Origin of the sequence: Lysinibacillus sp. IITD104, assembly GCF_036698265.2 — a bacterium.
In the GTDB taxonomy this organism is placed as follows: Bacteria; Bacillota; Bacilli; order Bacillales_A; family Planococcaceae; genus Lysinibacillus; species Lysinibacillus boronitolerans.
This window is the reverse complement of sequence record NZ_JBAHYH020000001.1, coordinates 2617295-2635176: the sequence shown is the minus strand read 5'-3', so window position 1 is coordinate 2635176 and position 17882 is coordinate 2617295. Positions and strand designations below refer to the sequence as shown.

The window sequence follows — 17882 nt, the reverse complement described above, 5'->3', positions numbered from 1 at the left end:
TGATGCTGTTTAAAGTAAATGATCAGAGGGTATTCAACAAAATGTAACAGGATTTAAATAGTGCAAGCACGCAAAGTGTTTGTCACTAATTAATCAAGATAGGAGATGATAGTTGATGGGAAACCCACATCTAACCGATCCACGCAAGAAATTTCATACCGAAAAATTTCTAAATCAGGAACAAAACACGCCAGCGCTACAGAGTGAAATGATCCCCAAGCCTGACTGTGGAGAAGAATCATATAAAGGTTACAATCGTCTGAAAGGGCGTAATGCCTTGATTACTGGAGGTGATTCTGGGATTGGTCGTGCTGCCGCCATTGCCTATGCACGTGAAGGCGCTAATGTAGCCATCCAATTCTTCCCTGGTGAAGAGGAAGATGCCAACGTCGTTAAAGAGTTAATTGAAAAAGCAGGCAGAAAAGCATTACTGCTACCATATGACTTACGAGAAGATGGCACAGCGACAGAGATTGTTACAAAAACAGTGGAGGCCTTTGGCGGATTGGACATTCTTGTATTAAATGCTGCGCAACAGATCGCACAGCCATCCCTAAGTGATTTAACAATTAAACAAGTGCAAGACACTTTCAAAGTAAACATCATCAGCATGTTCGAGACCGTAAAAGCTGCTGAGGAACATTTGGAGCCAGGAAGTGCAATTATCACCACCACATCGGTTCAATCTTTCGATCCATCCTCATCTTTAATGGATTATGCCGCGACAAAAGGTGCAATAAGCAACTTTATGGTATCCCTATCCTCGTACTTTGCTTCTAAAGGTGTTCGTGTCAATGGTGTTGCACCTGGCCCGATTTGGACGCCGCTTCAGCTGGATAACGGGAAATTAGAAGGAGAGATTCCTGAGTTTGGCCAAAATACGCCCCTCGGCCGTGCGGGACAGCCAGTAGAGCTTGCACCCGTTTATGTTCTTCTGGCCTCGGATGAAGGAAGTTATATCACGGGTCAGATTTATGGAGTGACAGGTGGTAAGCCGATAGACTTATAAACTTACTAAAACCACTCTCGACATTAGTGATGTTCTACTGATTATGGTAGATAAACAGCTTAAGATGGATAATGAAAACGAATTAAATGATATGCCCCCTATAGTTAGTAGTTTGTCTCTAACTTAAGGGGGCATCTGCTTTTCCGTCACCAATTGGAATCATCGTTTATAAGTAGGAGCGCTTAGCAGGCCATGAACCTTGTAGTTTACGAAGTTGAACAATTTGTCCTGTATGGTAAGCGTCGTGCAAAAGGATATTTAGATATTGTTGCCAAACTGGAAGAGCGGGACTAGGTTGATCTAATGCCTCTTCTTGCAAGGATGCTAATGAAGATTGTAGGGCATCATGTACGTGAAGGGTTCGATTCACTGTTTCTTGCCAAGCATCTTCATCATGAGCACCGCCTTGGACAAACGTTTCATCATTATTTTGTGGAGCAACAAATGTCTCATCTTTATGTAAGCGAGAAAGTAAGCGCTCTTTAAAGATTAATAAATGGTTTACATTTTCCCAAATCGTATTAGCAGCATTTCCTTCTGGTTGCCAACTAGCTTGCGCAGCAGTGAGATTCTTTAATGCTTCTGATAACGGTGGGTACCATTCCTCTTCGTAAAAAACCTGATTGACTCCATTTTGCAAGAGCTCTTTTTTACTCATTTGAATAACCTCCTTTTTGTAACGCTCAAAACATTCCTTACTATTAATTTATCAAATTTTCCGAAAATAGTACATAGTAATAGAATTTTGTTGTTCTTTACTCGACATTGCCATATCATCTAACTAAAAATCAAATTGTAAAGTTTGCTTGACATACGAAGTGATGTAAAGTAAACTTTACTTAACATTAAATGTATAGTTTGCTTTACATTTATAAAGGAGGCATTATGAAAAACAGAATTCGAGAATTACGAAAATTGAACAAGATTACGCAGGAAGAATTGTCGAAACAAGTTGGCGTTTCACGGCAATCGATCATTGCTATTGAATCAGGCAAATTCAATCCATCCTTAGAGCTTGCCTACAACATATCCAAAGCGTTCAATAGCACAATTGAAGAAGTGTTTATATTTGAAGAGGGGAGAATGAATAATGGAGATTAATATCTGGGGTATGATTGGATTGTATGGGGGAGTGATTGGTGGACTTCTTGGATGGTGGTTCGGGCGACAGAAAGCTAGAAAAAATAGAGGTTTAGACGAGCTGTACTATCATATTTGGCAAAAGGCGAGATCCTATTCATGGTATGTGACATTAGGAGCGCTGTATGTTTTCTTTACGTTACTCAATTTTGGAATTGAATTAAGCACTGCTATGGTTTTAGGTATCCTTTTATTAACACACGTAGCGAGTTGGGGAATCATTGGGATTATTTTGACCATCAATATGTCCAGCGCAGCCCCGTTACAGCCCTCGCGTGTGAAGGTGGGCCTATTCGTCTTCATTACGTCCATTATTGTATTCACGATCATCTCGATCCTGACGACAAACTGGCTATTTTTATTATTTAGTATTCCACCTAATTTAATTGCACTTTTTACTGCACTTATTCCGAAGCGAAAAGATTCCGAGGTAACCTACTAAACTTCATACTAATATCGTACCGTTTTTTCCCCTATAGATATGGTGGTCTATGGGGGTGTTTTTTATAATGACAATAAAAACAGCTAAATGAAAAAATGGTAGTGGAAGAACACTATTTGACTAACATTGTTAAAATAAGTAAAATGATAGTTGTTACAAAATTTGGGAGGTGTTTACTTGCATACAAACTATGTTCTATATAATATTGTTCCTTTCGGATTTTTAGTGTTGTTGGTCTATATTTTTATAGATGTATTTCTTGATTACTTTAGAAAAGAAATCAAGAGTAATCAAAGACGTGTTACTTTATACAGCTTTCTTTTCTATTTACTATGTTTACTTCAAATTAAAGTAGGGGGAATAACACTTTTACCTCTAAATCCAGAAGACAAGAGTAGACGTTTTATTACAGCTAATGATTGGTTTGGAATTTTTGATAGTATCCACTTCAATATGTATTTGTGGAGCTATTCATCTATAGTTTATAATTTTTTATTATTACTCCCCTTAGGGATATTTTTATTCGTTCTTTTCCATTTTAATTATAAAGCCATTTTAATAGTGATATTGTGTTGTTTAGGTATAGAGCTTTTACGTCTCCTATTAGGGTCGTTTAATTTAGTTCCTAGGAACATTGGTTCTGTAGATGCTATTTACTTGTTATGTAATATACTTGGTGGAATAGTTGGTATAGTAATAGTGAAAATATTTATACATATACAAGTGAAGCGAAAAGATAAAGTTTATAAGGGTAGTTTTAATTGAATAATGTCTTCGGCAATCGGGCGCGTTTATTTATGTAGTTATTTGAAACCTTTCCCACAATTTACCGTTAAGTATTGTTAAACAGCAATACAAATAGAAAGAGGGATTCGTTATGATGGGTTGGCTTAATATTGGCAGTCTCTTACTAGGACTAATCGCTTGGATACTTCCAGTTATTTATCTAATGGGAAATAATAAGCATGAACATGCTAATTGGGGCATCCTTTCCGTTCTCAGCATCAGTGCCTGCGCTATTTCAATTAGCTTCCAGATGTTCTATCAATATCATTTAGTAAAAATTGAGGATTGGACGGCACTCCTGGACACCACACGTGCAGTCGTGATCGCCACAGCAGTTCTTCTCATTTTTACATTGCTATTAAATGGCCTTACTTTTATTGTATATCAAAAGAACAAAAAGTAAGAAATTCGTTGCCTGTTCGTATGATTGAAATATATTTTTGGTTTTCAGAGAGTGTAATTTTGGGTCTTTTACAATCGGGCGTTTTTATTTAGCGAAAATCTACTCTTTCTCGTGAGATGGCTAAAAGAACCGACTACGCTATATTATAATATCATAGGAAATATTTGTATAGAACAAAGGCTATGAAAAGAAGTAGTATCAATTATTTTTACGAACAGAAAGTTACCGGTTGATGAGAGGTGCATGTAAAACGAGTGAGAATTCATCTTGGAGCTGTGTACCGAAAAGATCATTCTAAGTAGGCTACACCCGTAAGCATCCGTAATCATGTGCGAGAGTATCGTCAAATGACCGTACTTCCTAAGGTAAGTAATGTGAATTGCATATAAATTAAAGGTGGTAACACGAGTTGAATCGTCCTTTTGATTAATCCAAAAGGCGTTTTTTTATTCCTTTTTTGAGCAAGTATTTGAAAATCTAAACGTATGAGGAGTAAGCATTAGAAAAGATAATCATCAAGATTCACAACTAAAGCGTGGAATTAAGTGCGCGTCACATGCAATTAATTGCACTTGGCGGATCCATTGGGGTTCTGAAGTAGCGGATAAAACATGAAAAGTAGCGGATAGAAGGTGAAAACTGATGGATAGAGCAGGCGAAGTGAGGGATAGATTCTGAAGTAGCGGATACAACGTGAAAAGTGGCGGATACAACATGAAAACTGATGGATAGAGCAGCCAAAGTGAGGGATAGGCTCTGAAGTAGCGGTTAAAACGTAAAAAGTAGCGGATACAACGTGAAAAGTGATGGATAGAGCAGCCAAAGTGAGGGATAGATTCTGAAGTAGCTGTTAAAACATGAAAAGTAGCGGATAGAACGTGAAAACTGATGGATAGAGCAGTCAAAGTGAGAGATAGGTTCTGAAGTAGCGGTTAAAACGTGAAAAGTGAGGGATAGAGCAGACAAAGTGAGGGATAGGCTCTGAAGTAGCGGTTAAAACATGAAAAGTAGCGGATACAACGTGAAAAGTGAGGGATAGAGCAGGGAAAGTGAGAGATAGGCTCTGAAGTAGCGGTTAAACCATGAAAAGTAGCGGATACAACGTGAAAAGTGAGGGATAGAGCAGACAAAGTGAGGGATAGGGCCATCTATTTTGCTCCTTTTCATCTAAGGGTCATATTGTTGAGTAAAGCAATACATCTTACATTTGCGTGTTTATCATTTAAGTAAAGTTTCCAAACAAAGCTTCTGGCACTTTAAGTTTCAGCATTTTAATACATGATATACTTAAACGCACTTGAATTAACACAAGGTATATTGTTATCTTTGTAGAATCTAATTATTATAATAAATTGCGGTGAAATTCAATTATATAAAGGGAGTGTAAAGGTGGATCTACTACTTTGGGTAACTATTGGTTTCATAATCATTGGATTTGTTGTGCTCTCTTCTATGAAAAAAGGTATGGAAAGTAAGGTCGCTTTTATAAAATTGAATGTGGAAGAAGAGGAAAATTCATCAAAAGCAAGATCTGTAGTTTGGTGGATATGGAGTACCACTGCATGGGGGATAGTAAGTCTGTTTCTTGTTGTTTGGTGTGTCCATCATTACTTTGGGTAACTTTTTGGCTTCAAATGGGTAAAAACAGGTACTGCACATTTCTAAATGAAATATAGTAGCAAAATAGATTAAAAGCAAAGGGTGGGTAGTTTGAAGATTATCGAGACGGAACGATTATACCTGAGAGCGTTAAAAATGGACGATCATCATGAATTATCAAAAGTGCTTTCCGATCCAGAGTCTATGCAATATTACCCGCATCCTTTTAATCAAGAAGAGGTTAAAAATTGGATCAGCTGGAATGAGAAAAATTATAAGCAGTATAATCACGGACTATGGGCAGTTGTTTTAAAAGAAGGGGACCGATTTATCGGTGATTGTGGGATAACCATGCAGAACATTGACGGTGTATGGTTACCTGAAATCGGGTTTCACATTATTAAAGCGTATTGGAATAAGGGGTATGCCACAGAAGCGGCGTCTGCTTGTAAGGAATATGCGTTTAATGTTTTGGGCTATTCCGAAATATTTTCATATACGACCTTAAAAAATATTCCTTCCCAAAAAGTTGCAGAAAAAATTGGAATGAAAAATTATAAGTTTTTTGAGAAGAATGGTGAACAACAAATCGTTCAAGTTGCCTACAAAAGTTTATGAATAGTGAGTAACTCATTTTTTATTCCAAAAAAGGGCGCGTTTATTTAGGAACGTGTCTTTTTCTTTTAAAGAATTGAATTGCATTCATTTTTCAAAGGGGGATTGAATGAAGAAATATATAAAAGGTTTAGTACCTTGCATTTATATGATAGTGTCGTTCTTTGTACTATCTGGCTGCAATGCTCAAAAAGGTGGTAATACTTATTATTTATTATTGATGGGTGAAAGTAAAAGCTGGAATCTAACTGGTTATGAAATTGCTATAACACCAGAAGACTTTAAAGCAGGATTTGGGACCTTAAAAATGAAAAACGTCAATGCGTATATGACAGATTTCTTCCACTTTGAAACGCATGTGGTGATAGAGAGTGATGATTCAGTCGTTCATACTGATTCAGTTACTGGTGAGACGAATATAGCAGAATATACAACTGGTGCAATTGCAGGGCCATACATCAATAAAAACGGTGACTTTGTTACACTTGAAGATGTAAATGAGATTTATGTGGTCGTTGAATGGTGGGATATTAGCAGGAACGAAAGTATAAAAGAAAGAATAGATTTATTTAACAAATCGAACAAAGAACAGTCCTTCTTGAACGAACTATAGTTATAGTTGAATAACATCTTCTCGGACGCTTTTCTGAAATAATAGGAAAGCGTCTTTCTTCATGAAAAGAGCCCTGATGAGTAAGCCCATCTACTACATAGGTATTGTTGCATCATCTAGAAGTGCATTGCATTCTACTGCAATCTTGATAAATAGGCTACTCTAAAATATTTCCAGGAGATTGAACAATTTTTTAGAAAACGAGCGTCTAAGTAGTAGGATTGAAACGAGGTGAGATGTTGTTGGAACAAATCGTAGAACAATATGGTGAATATTTATATCATCTTAGCTATTTATATATGAAGGATTTTCAGCTTGCAGAAGAGATTACACAAGACGTGCTCATGAAGTATTTATTACATAAAGACGATTTTAGAAAAGATGCTTCATTGAAAACGTATTTAACCCGTATCGCTATTAATTGCTGTCACGATGAACTACGAAAACAAAAGAGAAAATCATTTATATCAAAATTTTTACCACTAGGCAGAACTGAACCATCTGTGGAGCAAACGTATATAGCAACTGAAGATTTTGCAACTTTAAAGCAAATTGTCTTTGCATTACCACTTCATTATAGGGAAGTCATTGTACTGTTTTATTATGAAGAATTTGATGTTTCTGAAATTGCTAGTTTATTAAACGTCTCACAAAACACCGTTCGTACAAGGATTCGTCGAGCGAGAGAATTGTTGAAAACAAATCCGGAACTGGAGGCAATATTTTATGAAGGAATTTAAAGACAAGCTAAAAGAAGAATTGCGACAAGATGCCCCATTTACAAACGACATCAAGCAACGTATATTGCAAAAGAAACCCATAAAAAGAAAGTTCAACTGGCAGGTTGTCACCGTATCTATTGCAGCTTGTTTCATTATTGGGTTAATGCTATTCGTTGAGTTTTCTCAAAAGAATAACCTACAAACCGCAAGTCAGCAAAATGAGCTACTACCGATTGTCGATGATGTTTCCTCTTTAGACATCATTAGACCGAAATATGCCCATCTACTTGGGGAACAATGGATGCTGCATTTTTTGCCAATGATTATCGATAAGGAAGCCCCCATTACGTATGGCGATTATATTGCCTTTTATGGAACGGATGGGCTTGTCGTTTCAACTGTAGTAGGATTAGGTAATGATCATGTAGCAATGAAGCAAGGGCAAATTTTAGTAGAGGATACCCCATTAAAAGTTCATGGATTAAATGAGCAAATAAAAAAAGAGGATATTAATGACCCATTTAAGAATCCTTACTTTTTTCATAATTTTGGAACAAGACCAGCACCATTCAATGACAAATCGATTTCTGCGAAAGAAAAAGAAATGGTTGTCTATGACAGTGACGAAGGCCATACGATTATGAAAATTAGTGAGGGGCAATTAGTCGGTAAGGTCGTAGGCTTTCAAAATTTTGAGCTAACATTTGAATTGACTGAACAGGAGCAGCAAGTTTTTGATGCCTTTAAAGCGGATTATAATATTGAAAAGTTAAAAAATATGACACCCCAAGCGATTACTAAAATGTTTTTATTGAGTGATATTGAAAAAGATTATGAAACATATGAAGCATTGTTTACAACAAATAGGAACGATGAAACAGAAAGTGTTCGAAGATATTATGAGAAAACGAAAATCGTACGTCAGGAGTTGTTTACAAAGGAAATAAATCGCCTTATTATTGCAAACCTCTTTGCTGGGTTAGAACATGCGGAGTTTGAGCAACAAACAGATACAACAGGGGCTGTAAAATTTATTTCACTTGAAGGACCAACAGAGCTAGATATGGAGAAAAATGCCCAAGGAATTTGGCAGCCAGCCTTTAGCAGGGGAATTTATTAGCTTTTTAGAAAGGACATCAATTCTAGTTGATAATTTTCACCAGTATCTTTATCTAACAATCGGACGCGTTTATTTCGAAACGCGTCTTCTTTTATGGGTCATGTAGATTGAATAAAGAGCATGATAGTTTAACGATATAGGTGGATTTTTATGGTAAAATATTTAGTGGAATGTATTTTTGGGGAGAATAGTGAGTTTTAAGAAAAGGAGTGTTCAAAGTTGAAAAAAGTGTTCTCAGGAATTTTTCTTGGGTTGATTCTAATCATGACTTCGTCACCGGCATATGCAGCAGATTTTCAAATAAAAGTTGACGGTGTTACAATTGCATCTGATGTAAATCCAGAAGTTAAAAGTAATCGGACAATGGTTCCTTTACGTGTAATTAGTGAAAATTTAGGGGTAAAAGTTATATGGACGGATGCTCAAATCACCCTTACTAAAAACGATATACAGGTAACACTAAAACTTAATCGTAATCAAGTGGTGAAAAACGGTAAAACAGAACTGCTTGATGTAGAGCCATATATGAAGAATAATCGTACTTTTGTTCCGATGCGTTTTCTTGCCGAAACATTTGGCAGCAATATCACTTACAAAAACGGTACAGTAACGGTTGAGACACATCCTCTCTTTATTGATGGTATAAAAGTAAAAGCATTGCAATACGAATATCATATGACATTAGGCGGAGTCGTACAGCAAATCAATGGGAATGGTTATAACGAAGCTATTTATAATACTTTTATAAAAAATAATGGAAGTAAAATCGAAGCACCTACTTATAATCCTTGGGATTCTCATCCCATTCCAGTAGGAGACTATGATAAAAATGCGCAATTTGATTTTTTAGACCAAGACTCGAACAGTATCAAACGGTTTGATATTTATTTTTCCACGGGGGACTTGGGCGGAGTTTTGGTGCATGATACTACTGCAAATCATTGGTATGTCTACAGTGATACCGCAAGACTGGGAATACTTCAATTAATTGATACAGCCTCGTTGAACGGCTTTGTGACGGTTATGAGTAATACAGTTCCATAAGGTGGATGATAGTATAAACGGGGTTCTATATGGTCACTAATTCACCAATTCCAATATTATCGACACAAAGTAGGATAAAAATCAAAAACTGCATCCATTTAGATGCAGTTTTATTTTTTTCTAATCAGTGTTTCACCAAGTGGGATTCCAACCACAACAACCAAAACAGTTAAAATTAACAGTGCTCTAAAAATAAAATATGCAGCTTCATCAAACATCGTATCCCTCCTTCTTTTTTACAATACCTACCTCATATTCCGAAAGAATTATTGTTGTGTTTTTATAGTTTACGTCATTACAAGGTACGTATGCAGTTTTTAAAAAATTTGTGGTCTTCAGACATTTCTTTAGTAAGGAATACGTCATGCTTCCTCTAAAGGGTCACTTTAATCCTTTAGAAAATGGAAGAATACAACCTTATATTGATGCTATACAAGATCTTCAATCGTTATTTGCTAAAGAATGAGCTAAAGGTTAATAATCCTTTACCCGAGATAATAAATAGTAAACGATACATAAGTAAATTTAATGGGGGTTATGATGATGAGGGTAGCGAAGAAAATAGCCAAGATAGCAGGAATCCTTCTAGTTATACTGACTTTGTTTATGGGGGTTGGATACGCTATTCTTGTGATTAATCCGTTAGGAAATAAACCAGGCAAGCCAGTTGCGGATATTGAAGACAAGGTGGAGATTTGGGGAGAAGAAGTGGCAGGTAATCATTCGGGAAGTAAACTTGACGATATGAATATTAAGGGCAATCCTAACAGACTTTTGGCGACATTCAAATTTTCCACTGGCATTGTGGGAGAAGACTATAAAGACAATGAAGCGGCCATTGATACCTTTACCTATGTCTATGAAATTGAAGGGGGCTATGAAAAATCAACCTATGAAGATGAGCCCTATCTGATTCCTTATACGGTAGCGAACAGTGACAGTGCCGTCATTATTATGCCAGGTGGTGGTTATGGCTTTAAGGAAATGGATGGAGGAACAGCGGAAGGAAAGGAAGTAGCTGCATCATTAAATAAAGCAGGTATTAATGCATTCGTTCTCCACTATCGTTCCAATCCCTATGAGTGGCCTATTCCACAGCTAGATGTTCAGCGTGCCGTCCGATTTCTACGTTATCATGCCAATGATTATGGTCTCCATCCAGATCGAATTGGTTTAATAGGTTTTAGTGCTGGAGGCTATCAAACGGGTAGCTTTATTAACCTTATTCAGGGAGAAAATCTGTTTCCTGCTAGTTATCAGCCTGATGCCATTGATGCTGTTGATGATCAAGTAGCATCTGCTGCTATGATTTACCCTGCATTGACGTATCGCTATAATGTGCCCATGCTCTTTGCTTCTTTTAATGATGAAGATGTCAGAAATCCAGAAAAACGTGAAGAGCTCTTGCAGCAGACAGATTTATCTACGCATTTCAGAACAGCTCATATACCTCAGTTTATAGCTTATGGGACAAAGGATTTAGCAATCGGGGTAAAAGGTCCACAGGAATATATTCAATCTGCACGAAACGCAGACGCGGATGTGACTGTGATAGTAGCAGAGGACCAGAATCATGGCTTTAAGCAGGAATACTATATGCGAGCGTATCTTGAATGGGTAAAGAAAATTTTTGCTTCTTTATAATTTGCTTAAGAGGTCAAAGATTTTAGTAAGTGCTATTTTATATGGTTTAAAGTAAAATAGTAGTAAGGTATTTCACCATCAACTCAACTAATCTGATTAGTTGAGTTTTATGTTTTTAATAGAAAAGCTACTAAAATATTGTAAAGAAGATGTGATGATAAATGGGGAAAATTGCTATATTAGCAGAGAAACCATCTCAAGCAAGAGCATATGCAGACGCCTTTAAAGTGAAGCAAAAAGAGAAAACCTTTATTGAACTGGAACCTTGTGCTACTTTTCCTCATGGTGCAGTTATTACCTGGGCGGTTGGTCATCTTGTTGAATTAAAGGAGCCGAAAGAATATCAAAAGGAATGGGAGAAGTGGTCGCTTGCTTCATTACCGATCATTCCGCAAAAATTTGAAGATAAAGTGGTCTCTAAAATGTATCCACAATTCAATGCAGTCAAAAAAATCTTTAGTGATCCCCAAGTAACAATGATTTATAACTGCTGTGATAGTGAACGTGAGGGTTCAAATATCTTCTACTCCCTTTTGAAAATGACAAAAGTAAATAAGCCAGTTAAACGATTATGGATCAATTCATTAGAAGTGGAGGAAATCCGAAAAGGTTTTAATCATATGCAAGGTAATGAGCGTGATTTGCTTATGTACCAAGAAGCCAAAACGCGTCAAATTAGCGATTGGCTAGTGGGTATGAACTGTAGTCGCCTCTATACGCTACTGTTGCAGAAAAAGGGCTTCAAGGGCAGTATCTCCATCGGACGAGTACAATCGCCAACCGTCTATTTAATTTATAAAAGACAGCAGGAAATTGAACAGTTCAAGCCTGAAAAATTTTATGAAATCGAAGGGGTATTTAAAGCTCAACATGGTGTATATAAAGGGAAGGCGAAGCTAAAGACAAAAGAGCGGGCTGAGGCAGTGCAGTTATTGCAACAGCATGGGATTGAACCGAATGATACAGGTCTCATTACAAGTGTCACGAACAAAACGAAGCGGATGGCACCACCTAAACTACATGCGCTATCAACTTTACAAGCGGCTGCCAATAAACGTTGGAAATACAGTCCATCACATGTGTTGAAACTTACGCAATCACTTTATGAGAAAAAGCTCGTTTCTTACCCACGTACCGATTCACAGCTCATTACACATAATGAGTTTGCTTATTTAAATGAATCATTAGGAAACTATCAGCAGCTCGTGGGAAAAGCATTTCAGCCAATCAATAGAGGGAAGAACAAGCGCTATGTCGACAGTGCCAATGTTGGGGAGCACTATGCGATAATTCCAACGAAAAAAATACCGACCGCCAAAGCGTTGCAATCCATGAATGCGGATGAACGAAATATTTATTTTGAAATCCTCAATACGACACTCGCTATGTTTCATCAGGATTATGAATACGATGAAAAAACGATTATCACGAATGTCAAAAATGTAGAGTTTAAAACAGTAGGGAAAACAGAGCTTGTCAAAGGCTGGAAAGAATTATTTTCAAATGAGACAGAGGTGCAGGCGCGTGAGGAGTCTTTACCTGTTGTCTTCCAAGATGAGCTGGTACAAAGTAAGATTGCTATTTTAGAAGGCACGACAACACCTCCGAAGCCCTATACAGAAGGTCAACTCATTACGATGATGAAAACCTGTGGTAAATCGGTTGAGGATGAAGAGGAAATCGAGGTGCTGAAATCGATTGAAGGGATTGGGACGGAAGCAACTCGAAGTGGCATTATCGAGACGATTAAGAAGCATGGATTTATTGAAGTACGAAAAAATATCGTGAGCATTACACCGAAAGGACAGCTTTTATGTCAGGCAATTGAAGGAACATTACTGTCAAGTCCTTCCATGACGGCCAAATGGGAAATTTACTTACATAAAATTGGTAAGGGGGAAGGCTCTGCCAAACATTTTATTGAGAGCATAGGCAAGTTTATTCATCAACTAATAGCAGAGGTGCCTAAACAGTTAGAGTCACTGACAATTGAAGCAGAGCAGTTTAAACCAGCTGTGGTCAAAGATATTGCCATGTGCCCAGCATGCAAGGAAGGGAAAATAGGCTTGCGTAAAAGCTTTTACGGATGTTCGAATTATAAAAATGGTTGTAAGCAAACGTTCCCACAAAGGCTATTAGGAAAAAAACTAACGGAAAAAAACATCCATGATTTATGTAAGAGTGGGAAAACTGCTATGATGAAGGGCTTTAAATCAAAGAATGGCAAACAATTTAATGCAGCCCTACGTTTGGTAGAAGGAAAAATTGAATTTGAATTTAAAGAAAAGTAAATGCTGATAGTTTCAAAGGACTTCCAACATGAAAGTAGGATAGTGTGTTTGTATTGGACATGCTATCCTATTTTTAAGTAAATCAGTCACCTAAAAGGAGAGATGTAATGACGACTATAAAAGAAATTGGCAGCTTATGTCTGACAGATAGTGATGGATACATTATTAATCAAGCAGATTGGAATAAAATCAACCCTATTTTTCTTGCTGTCATCAACGATGTGGTTCATACCTATCGCACCCTTCTCCAAGATGACTTACATAGCATTTATATAAGGGGATCGATTCCAAAGGGTATAGGTATTGAAGGAGTAGCTGACTTAGACACCATAGCGGTTACGAAGCATAAGCCTAAAAAACAGCAGGTAAAGCGGATAAAAGAAGTAGAGCAAGCGTTAACTCAAAACCATCATTGTGTAGATGGGATTGAGCTAAGTGTATTCGGTAAAGAAGATATTTTAAATACGACATCTTTTTCAATCATTAGTTTCATCCTCCAAACCCATAGTATATGTGTCTTTGGAGAGGATTTAATACCTCGATTACCAAGATATAAAGCGAACGAGGCTTTAGCGAATGACCACCTTATTCATTTGCAGGGGCAAATAAAAAATGCCTGTGATGATCTTCAAGATAATTCGGATAGAGAGGATATTAAAGATTGTTGTAAGTGGATTATGAAAATTATAGTAAGAGCAGGGCTTGCACTTGTCATAACGAAGGAAAACACCTATACAAGAGATTTATACCCCGCTTATAAACGGTTCTCGGAATATTTCCGTGATAGGGAAAGCGACATGAGAAGGGCACTTGAATATGCAATAACACCCATAATTGATACGAACGTTTTGTTATTGTTTTTAAATGAATTTGGAACGTGGATGGTCAGTGAAGCGGATAAATGGTTACAATTCTATAACCCTACTAGAGAATTAAACATGAAAATCGTATAACTTTCGAGACAAATAGAGAAAGGTAATCACATTTGCGGCGTTGTGATTACCTTTTGTTTTTGTTGTTAATTGAAATTTGGTGTTCTGCTTTATCTTTCAAAAGGGTTGTCAATATAAGGGCCTTTAATGGTAATACGCATTAACTGGGTCGCCATAAATTTGGGGGTATAGGGCATATCATTTTCTAACCACCAGACGATTACTTCAAGAAAGGCGGCTGCATAAAAACGGACGGCCATTTTGCGCGGCACGGTCAGCTTTTGGTCGTCAGGCTCCATCATTTGAATGCCGCTCGAGACAAAATTGATAATAATGTCTTTAAGACCATCGGAGAAATAAGGGATATTTTTTTCTGTGAGATAGACCTTGTATAGCTTACTATTCAGCGCTATTTGTTCAAATAAATGCATAAATGTCTCATGTGGCTGGTCATAATTTGGTAATAAATCAAAATCCTTCTTCTCTTCGAAGGGTGGATGGATACTACTTACAAGCTCATGCAAGGCTTCTTCTGAGCTTTGATAGAGAAGGTCTAATTTATCACGGTAATGTAAATAAAAAGTGGCACGGTTTAATGTAGCCCGTTGTGTAATATCTTGTACCGTAATCTTTTCATAGCCTTGTTCATCAATTAATGCCACTAGTGCATCTCTTAATAATTGGCGCGTTCTGATGACGCGAGGGTCCATTTTTTTCGACATTTTGAAGCTCCTTGTATTAAATTTTCTATTTAAACAACAGTCCGATTGCAAGTGTTGTGAAAGCATCATTATGGGCTTTGGTGTTGTTTGCCCTTTTTCAATTGCGCGTTATAATTATATTAACGACACCGTGTCGATAATACAACTAGTTGTTAACGTGTTCACGAATTGTTCATTTATATAGAAGAAAGGGAGTTTTATGATGGGTCGTTTAAATGGGAAAGTAGCAATTATTACAGGAGCAGCAATGGGAATGGGCGCTTCTGAGGCAAAACTATTTGCACAAGAAGGCGCAAAGGTCATTGCAACAGATGTACAAATCGAGCCCTTGAATAATTTAGTAAAAGAAATTAAAGAAAATGGTGGGGACATTATTGGTCTTCAACATAATGTTACTTCTGAAGATGAGTGGAAAGCAGTGATTGCCGAGGCTGTAAAGGCATATGGCAAAGTGGATATCCTCGTCAACAATGCGGGCGTTTCATCACCTAAAACAATTGCCAACATGGAAATGGCTGAATGGAATAAAATTATGGATATTAACCTGAATGGTTGTATCATTGGCATGAAATATGTGATTCCTGAAATGCAAAAAGCTGGCGGTGGTTCAATTATCAATATTTCTTCGATCGGTGGAATCGTGGGAATGGCTGGTACAAGCCCTTATACAGCAGCAAAAGGAGCGCTTCGTGTGCTTTCTAAATCGGCTGCGATTGAATATGGTAAAGATAAAATTCGTGTGAATTCTGTTCATCCAGGCATTATTGTAACACCAATGACAGCGCCTACGATGGAAGAGGGCGGTGCATTGCCATACTATCAAGCTTACACGCAATTACCATACTTTGGTGAACCTGAAGATGTAGCTTATGGCGTAGTGTTCTTAGCATCAGACGAATCCCGCTTTATGACAGGCGCAGAGCTCGTAATCGATGGCGGCTGGACAGCCATTTAATCCAATAGCAAAATCAAAACTAGGCATCACTCGACGTGAGCCTAGTTTTTTATATCCACAGTCACTCCATAAAGGCCTCAGGAACGAGCGAAAAACCTCATAAATAAAAGAAAAAGCCTTGCTGAAGGAATCCTTGATACATACAAAAATAGCACAGACATAGTGGATATTTGTGCATATCATAAATGGAGTAAGCGTTTTCTTCATTTATATAGAAGAAAGTCAAAATCGAAAATTTCACGATTATGTCAACGTCACGAAAAAAAATTCACAAAAACCTTAACTATTTCATGTGAAATCCGTATAATAAATCAAACAGTACGAAAATTGTCCATATTTCTCGAAAAATTGCGTGAATTTTTTAAATTGTATTGACGTAGGAAACGATAATTTGTACACTGTGTACAGTCAATTGTTTTGTGGAGGAATACAATTAATTTGAAAAAGTTAGGATTTGATAGATATGATCGTGTGTAAATTTGGTGGAACATCTGTAGCAAGTGCAGAACAAATACAAAAAGTAGCCAACATTGTAAAATCTAATCCGGCGCGTAAGATTGTTGCCGTTTCAGCACCAGGGAAACGTTCTGGTGACGATATAAAAGTAACTGACCTATTAATACAATTAGCAAATGCAGCGTTACTACAAGAGAATACAGAGGAAAAATTGCAAACTGTTGTGGATCGTTTTAGAGCGATTGCTGATGGTTTGGGGCTAGATAATGCCATTTGTGACGTAATCGCAGAAGATTTACGTGAACGTGTACAAGGTGACAAAACAAATGTGGAATTATTCATCGATAGTATTAAAGCAGCAGGTGAAGATAATAACGCCAAGCTTATTGCAGCTTACTTTAATGCCATTGGTATGCCCGCACGCTATGTCAGTCCTAAAGAAGGTTTAGTGGTCAATGATTTACCAGAAAGAACCTTTGCATTACCTGAAGCGTATGCTAATTTAGCCCCTTTAAAAGACACAAAAGAAATTATTGTGTTCCCAGGGTTCTTCGGTTACACTAAAGCGGGCGTATTGCGAACATTTGACCGCGGTGGCTCTGATATTACAGGCTCTATTTTAGCAGCAGCCGTTGAAGCGGAGCTGTATGAAAACTTTACGGATGTGGATTGTGTGTTCTCCGCGAATCCGAAAGTCGTCAACGATCCAGTGGAAATTAAAGAAATTACGTATCGCGAAATGCGCGAATTATCATATGCAGGCTTTTCAGTGTTCCATGATGAAGCGTTAATGCCTGTCTACAAGATTGGGGTGCCCGTTAACATAAAAAATACAAATAATCCATCAGCCCCAGGTACACGTATTGTACCAAGCCGTCCTGCAACAGGTCGTCCAGTTACAGGTATTTCGGCAGACAGTGGCTTTTCAACTTTATATGTCTCTAAATATTTGATGAATCGTGAGGTAGGCTTTGGACGTAAGCTACTCCAAATTTTAGAAGATGAAAATATTTCTTATGAACACACACCATCTGGTTTAGACGATATTTCTGTCATCATGCGTTCGAATCAACTAACACCAGAAAATGAAGCACGTATTCTTAATCGTGTGAAAGAAGAGCTACATGCAGAGTATGTAGAAATGCGTCACGGTTTTTCCATGATCGTGATTGTGGGCGAAGGGATGCGTCATAACACAGGATTAGCTGCCCGTGCTGCCACAGCGATTTCAAAAACTGGTGCAAATATTGAAATGATCAATCAAGGTTCTTCTGAAGTGAGCCTCGTGTTTGGTGTCCTTCAGGAATATGAAAACCGCATTTTACAAGCGTTATATGAAGAGTTTTTTGCCCATGCAAAAGCATAATGACACAAACGTCACTAATCCAA

General features: G+C 37.5%; 18 protein-coding genes and 1 other annotated feature. Of the genes, 16 read left to right on the top strand and 2 right to left on the bottom strand.

What is annotated here, in order from left to right; genetic code table 11:
* Positions 1 to 115 precede the first annotated feature (115 nt).
* On the top strand, positions 116 to 1009 hold the full coding sequence (locus V1L66_RS13495) for an SDR family oxidoreductase (protein WP_333004592.1): 894 nt from the start codon (positions 116 to 118) through the stop codon (positions 1007 to 1009).
* Between the two features lie 166 nt (positions 1010 to 1175).
* Here the strand turns inward: V1L66_RS13495 and V1L66_RS13490 are convergent, their stop codons facing one another.
* Positions 1176 to 1667, bottom strand: a complete 492-nt coding sequence (locus V1L66_RS13490) for a DinB family protein (protein WP_048390596.1) — start codon at positions 1665 to 1667, stop codon at positions 1176 to 1178.
* Between the two features lie 227 nt (positions 1668 to 1894).
* On the opposite strand from V1L66_RS13490, the gene V1L66_RS13485 reads away from it, so the two are divergent.
* From V1L66_RS13485 to V1L66_RS13425, 13 genes are all read left to right on the top strand, one after another.
* Complete coding sequence (locus V1L66_RS13485) at positions 1895 to 2110, top strand: helix-turn-helix transcriptional regulator (RefSeq protein WP_279494689.1); 216 nt, start codon at positions 1895 to 1897, stop codon at positions 2108 to 2110.
* Complete coding sequence (locus V1L66_RS13480; RefSeq protein ID WP_115674029.1) at positions 2100 to 2591, top strand: hypothetical protein; 492 nt, start codon at positions 2100 to 2102, stop codon at positions 2589 to 2591. The genes V1L66_RS13485 and V1L66_RS13480 overlap by 11 nt, the downstream gene beginning before the upstream one ends.
* 177 nt (positions 2592 to 2768) lie before the next feature.
* On the top strand, positions 2769 to 3356 hold the full coding sequence (locus V1L66_RS13475; RefSeq protein ID WP_333004596.1) for a VanZ family protein: 588 nt from the start codon (positions 2769 to 2771) through the stop codon (positions 3354 to 3356).
* Positions 3357 to 3468: 112 nt separating this feature from the next.
* On the top strand, positions 3469 to 3780 hold the full coding sequence (locus V1L66_RS13470; RefSeq protein WP_016993679.1) for a hypothetical protein: 312 nt from the start codon (positions 3469 to 3471) through the stop codon (positions 3778 to 3780).
* Positions 3781 to 3953: 173 nt separating this feature from the next.
* Positions 3954 to 4205: a binding site (T-box leader), on the top strand.
* Positions 4206 to 5169: 964 nt separating this feature from the next.
* Positions 5170 to 5400 (top strand): hypothetical protein, encoded by a 231-nt coding sequence (locus V1L66_RS13465; protein ID WP_333004597.1) that lies wholly within the window; start codon positions 5170 to 5172, stop codon positions 5398 to 5400.
* 90 nt (positions 5401 to 5490) lie between these two features.
* Complete coding sequence (locus V1L66_RS13460; protein WP_333004598.1) at positions 5491 to 5997, top strand: GNAT family N-acetyltransferase; 507 nt, start codon at positions 5491 to 5493, stop codon at positions 5995 to 5997.
* Between the two features lie 106 nt (positions 5998 to 6103).
* Positions 6104 to 6607, top strand: a complete 504-nt coding sequence (locus V1L66_RS13455) for a hypothetical protein (RefSeq protein WP_333004599.1) — start codon at positions 6104 to 6106, stop codon at positions 6605 to 6607.
* 236 nt (positions 6608 to 6843) lie between these two features.
* The gene (locus V1L66_RS13450) at positions 6844 to 7347 is read left to right on the top strand and encodes a sigma-70 family RNA polymerase sigma factor (RefSeq protein ID WP_333004611.1); all 504 of its coding nucleotides are present in this window, start codon (positions 6844 to 6846) and stop codon (positions 7345 to 7347) included.
* A complete protein-coding gene (locus V1L66_RS13445; protein WP_333004601.1) occupies positions 7334 to 8449 on the top strand; it encodes a hypothetical protein in 1116 nt (371 codons plus the stop codon). The genes V1L66_RS13450 and V1L66_RS13445 overlap by 14 nt, the downstream gene beginning before the upstream one ends.
* A 219-nt stretch (positions 8450 to 8668) precedes the next feature.
* Positions 8669 to 9493 (top strand): copper amine oxidase N-terminal domain-containing protein, encoded by an 825-nt coding sequence (locus V1L66_RS13440; protein WP_333004602.1) that lies wholly within the window; start codon positions 8669 to 8671, stop codon positions 9491 to 9493.
* 543 nt (positions 9494 to 10036) lie between these two features.
* Positions 10037 to 11137 (top strand): alpha/beta hydrolase, encoded by a 1101-nt coding sequence (locus V1L66_RS13435; protein ID WP_333004603.1) that lies wholly within the window; start codon positions 10037 to 10039, stop codon positions 11135 to 11137.
* A gap of 161 nt (positions 11138 to 11298) precedes the next feature.
* A complete protein-coding gene (gene topB / locus V1L66_RS13430; RefSeq protein WP_313872029.1) occupies positions 11299 to 13428 on the top strand; it encodes a DNA topoisomerase III in 2130 nt (709 codons plus the stop codon).
* Between the two features lie 107 nt (positions 13429 to 13535).
* Positions 13536 to 14381 (top strand): nucleotidyltransferase, encoded by an 846-nt coding sequence (locus tag V1L66_RS13425; protein WP_333004604.1) that lies wholly within the window; start codon positions 13536 to 13538, stop codon positions 14379 to 14381.
* A gap of 89 nt (positions 14382 to 14470) precedes the next feature.
* On the opposite strand, the gene V1L66_RS13420 is transcribed toward V1L66_RS13425, so the two are convergent.
* Entirely contained in the window at positions 14471 to 15082 is a 612-nt protein-coding gene (locus V1L66_RS13420) for a TetR/AcrR family transcriptional regulator (RefSeq protein WP_333006729.1), read from the bottom strand.
* 202 nt (positions 15083 to 15284) lie between these two features.
* Between V1L66_RS13420 and V1L66_RS13415 the strand changes: the two genes are divergently transcribed.
* Positions 15285 to 16037, top strand: a complete 753-nt coding sequence (locus tag V1L66_RS13415) for a glucose 1-dehydrogenase (RefSeq protein WP_004228793.1) — start codon at positions 15285 to 15287, stop codon at positions 16035 to 16037.
* A 463-nt stretch (positions 16038 to 16500) separates the two neighbouring features.
* Positions 16501 to 17859 (top strand): aspartate kinase, encoded by a 1359-nt coding sequence (locus V1L66_RS13410; RefSeq protein ID WP_312126649.1) that lies wholly within the window; start codon positions 16501 to 16503, stop codon positions 17857 to 17859.
* Positions 17860 to 17882 lie beyond the last annotated feature (23 nt).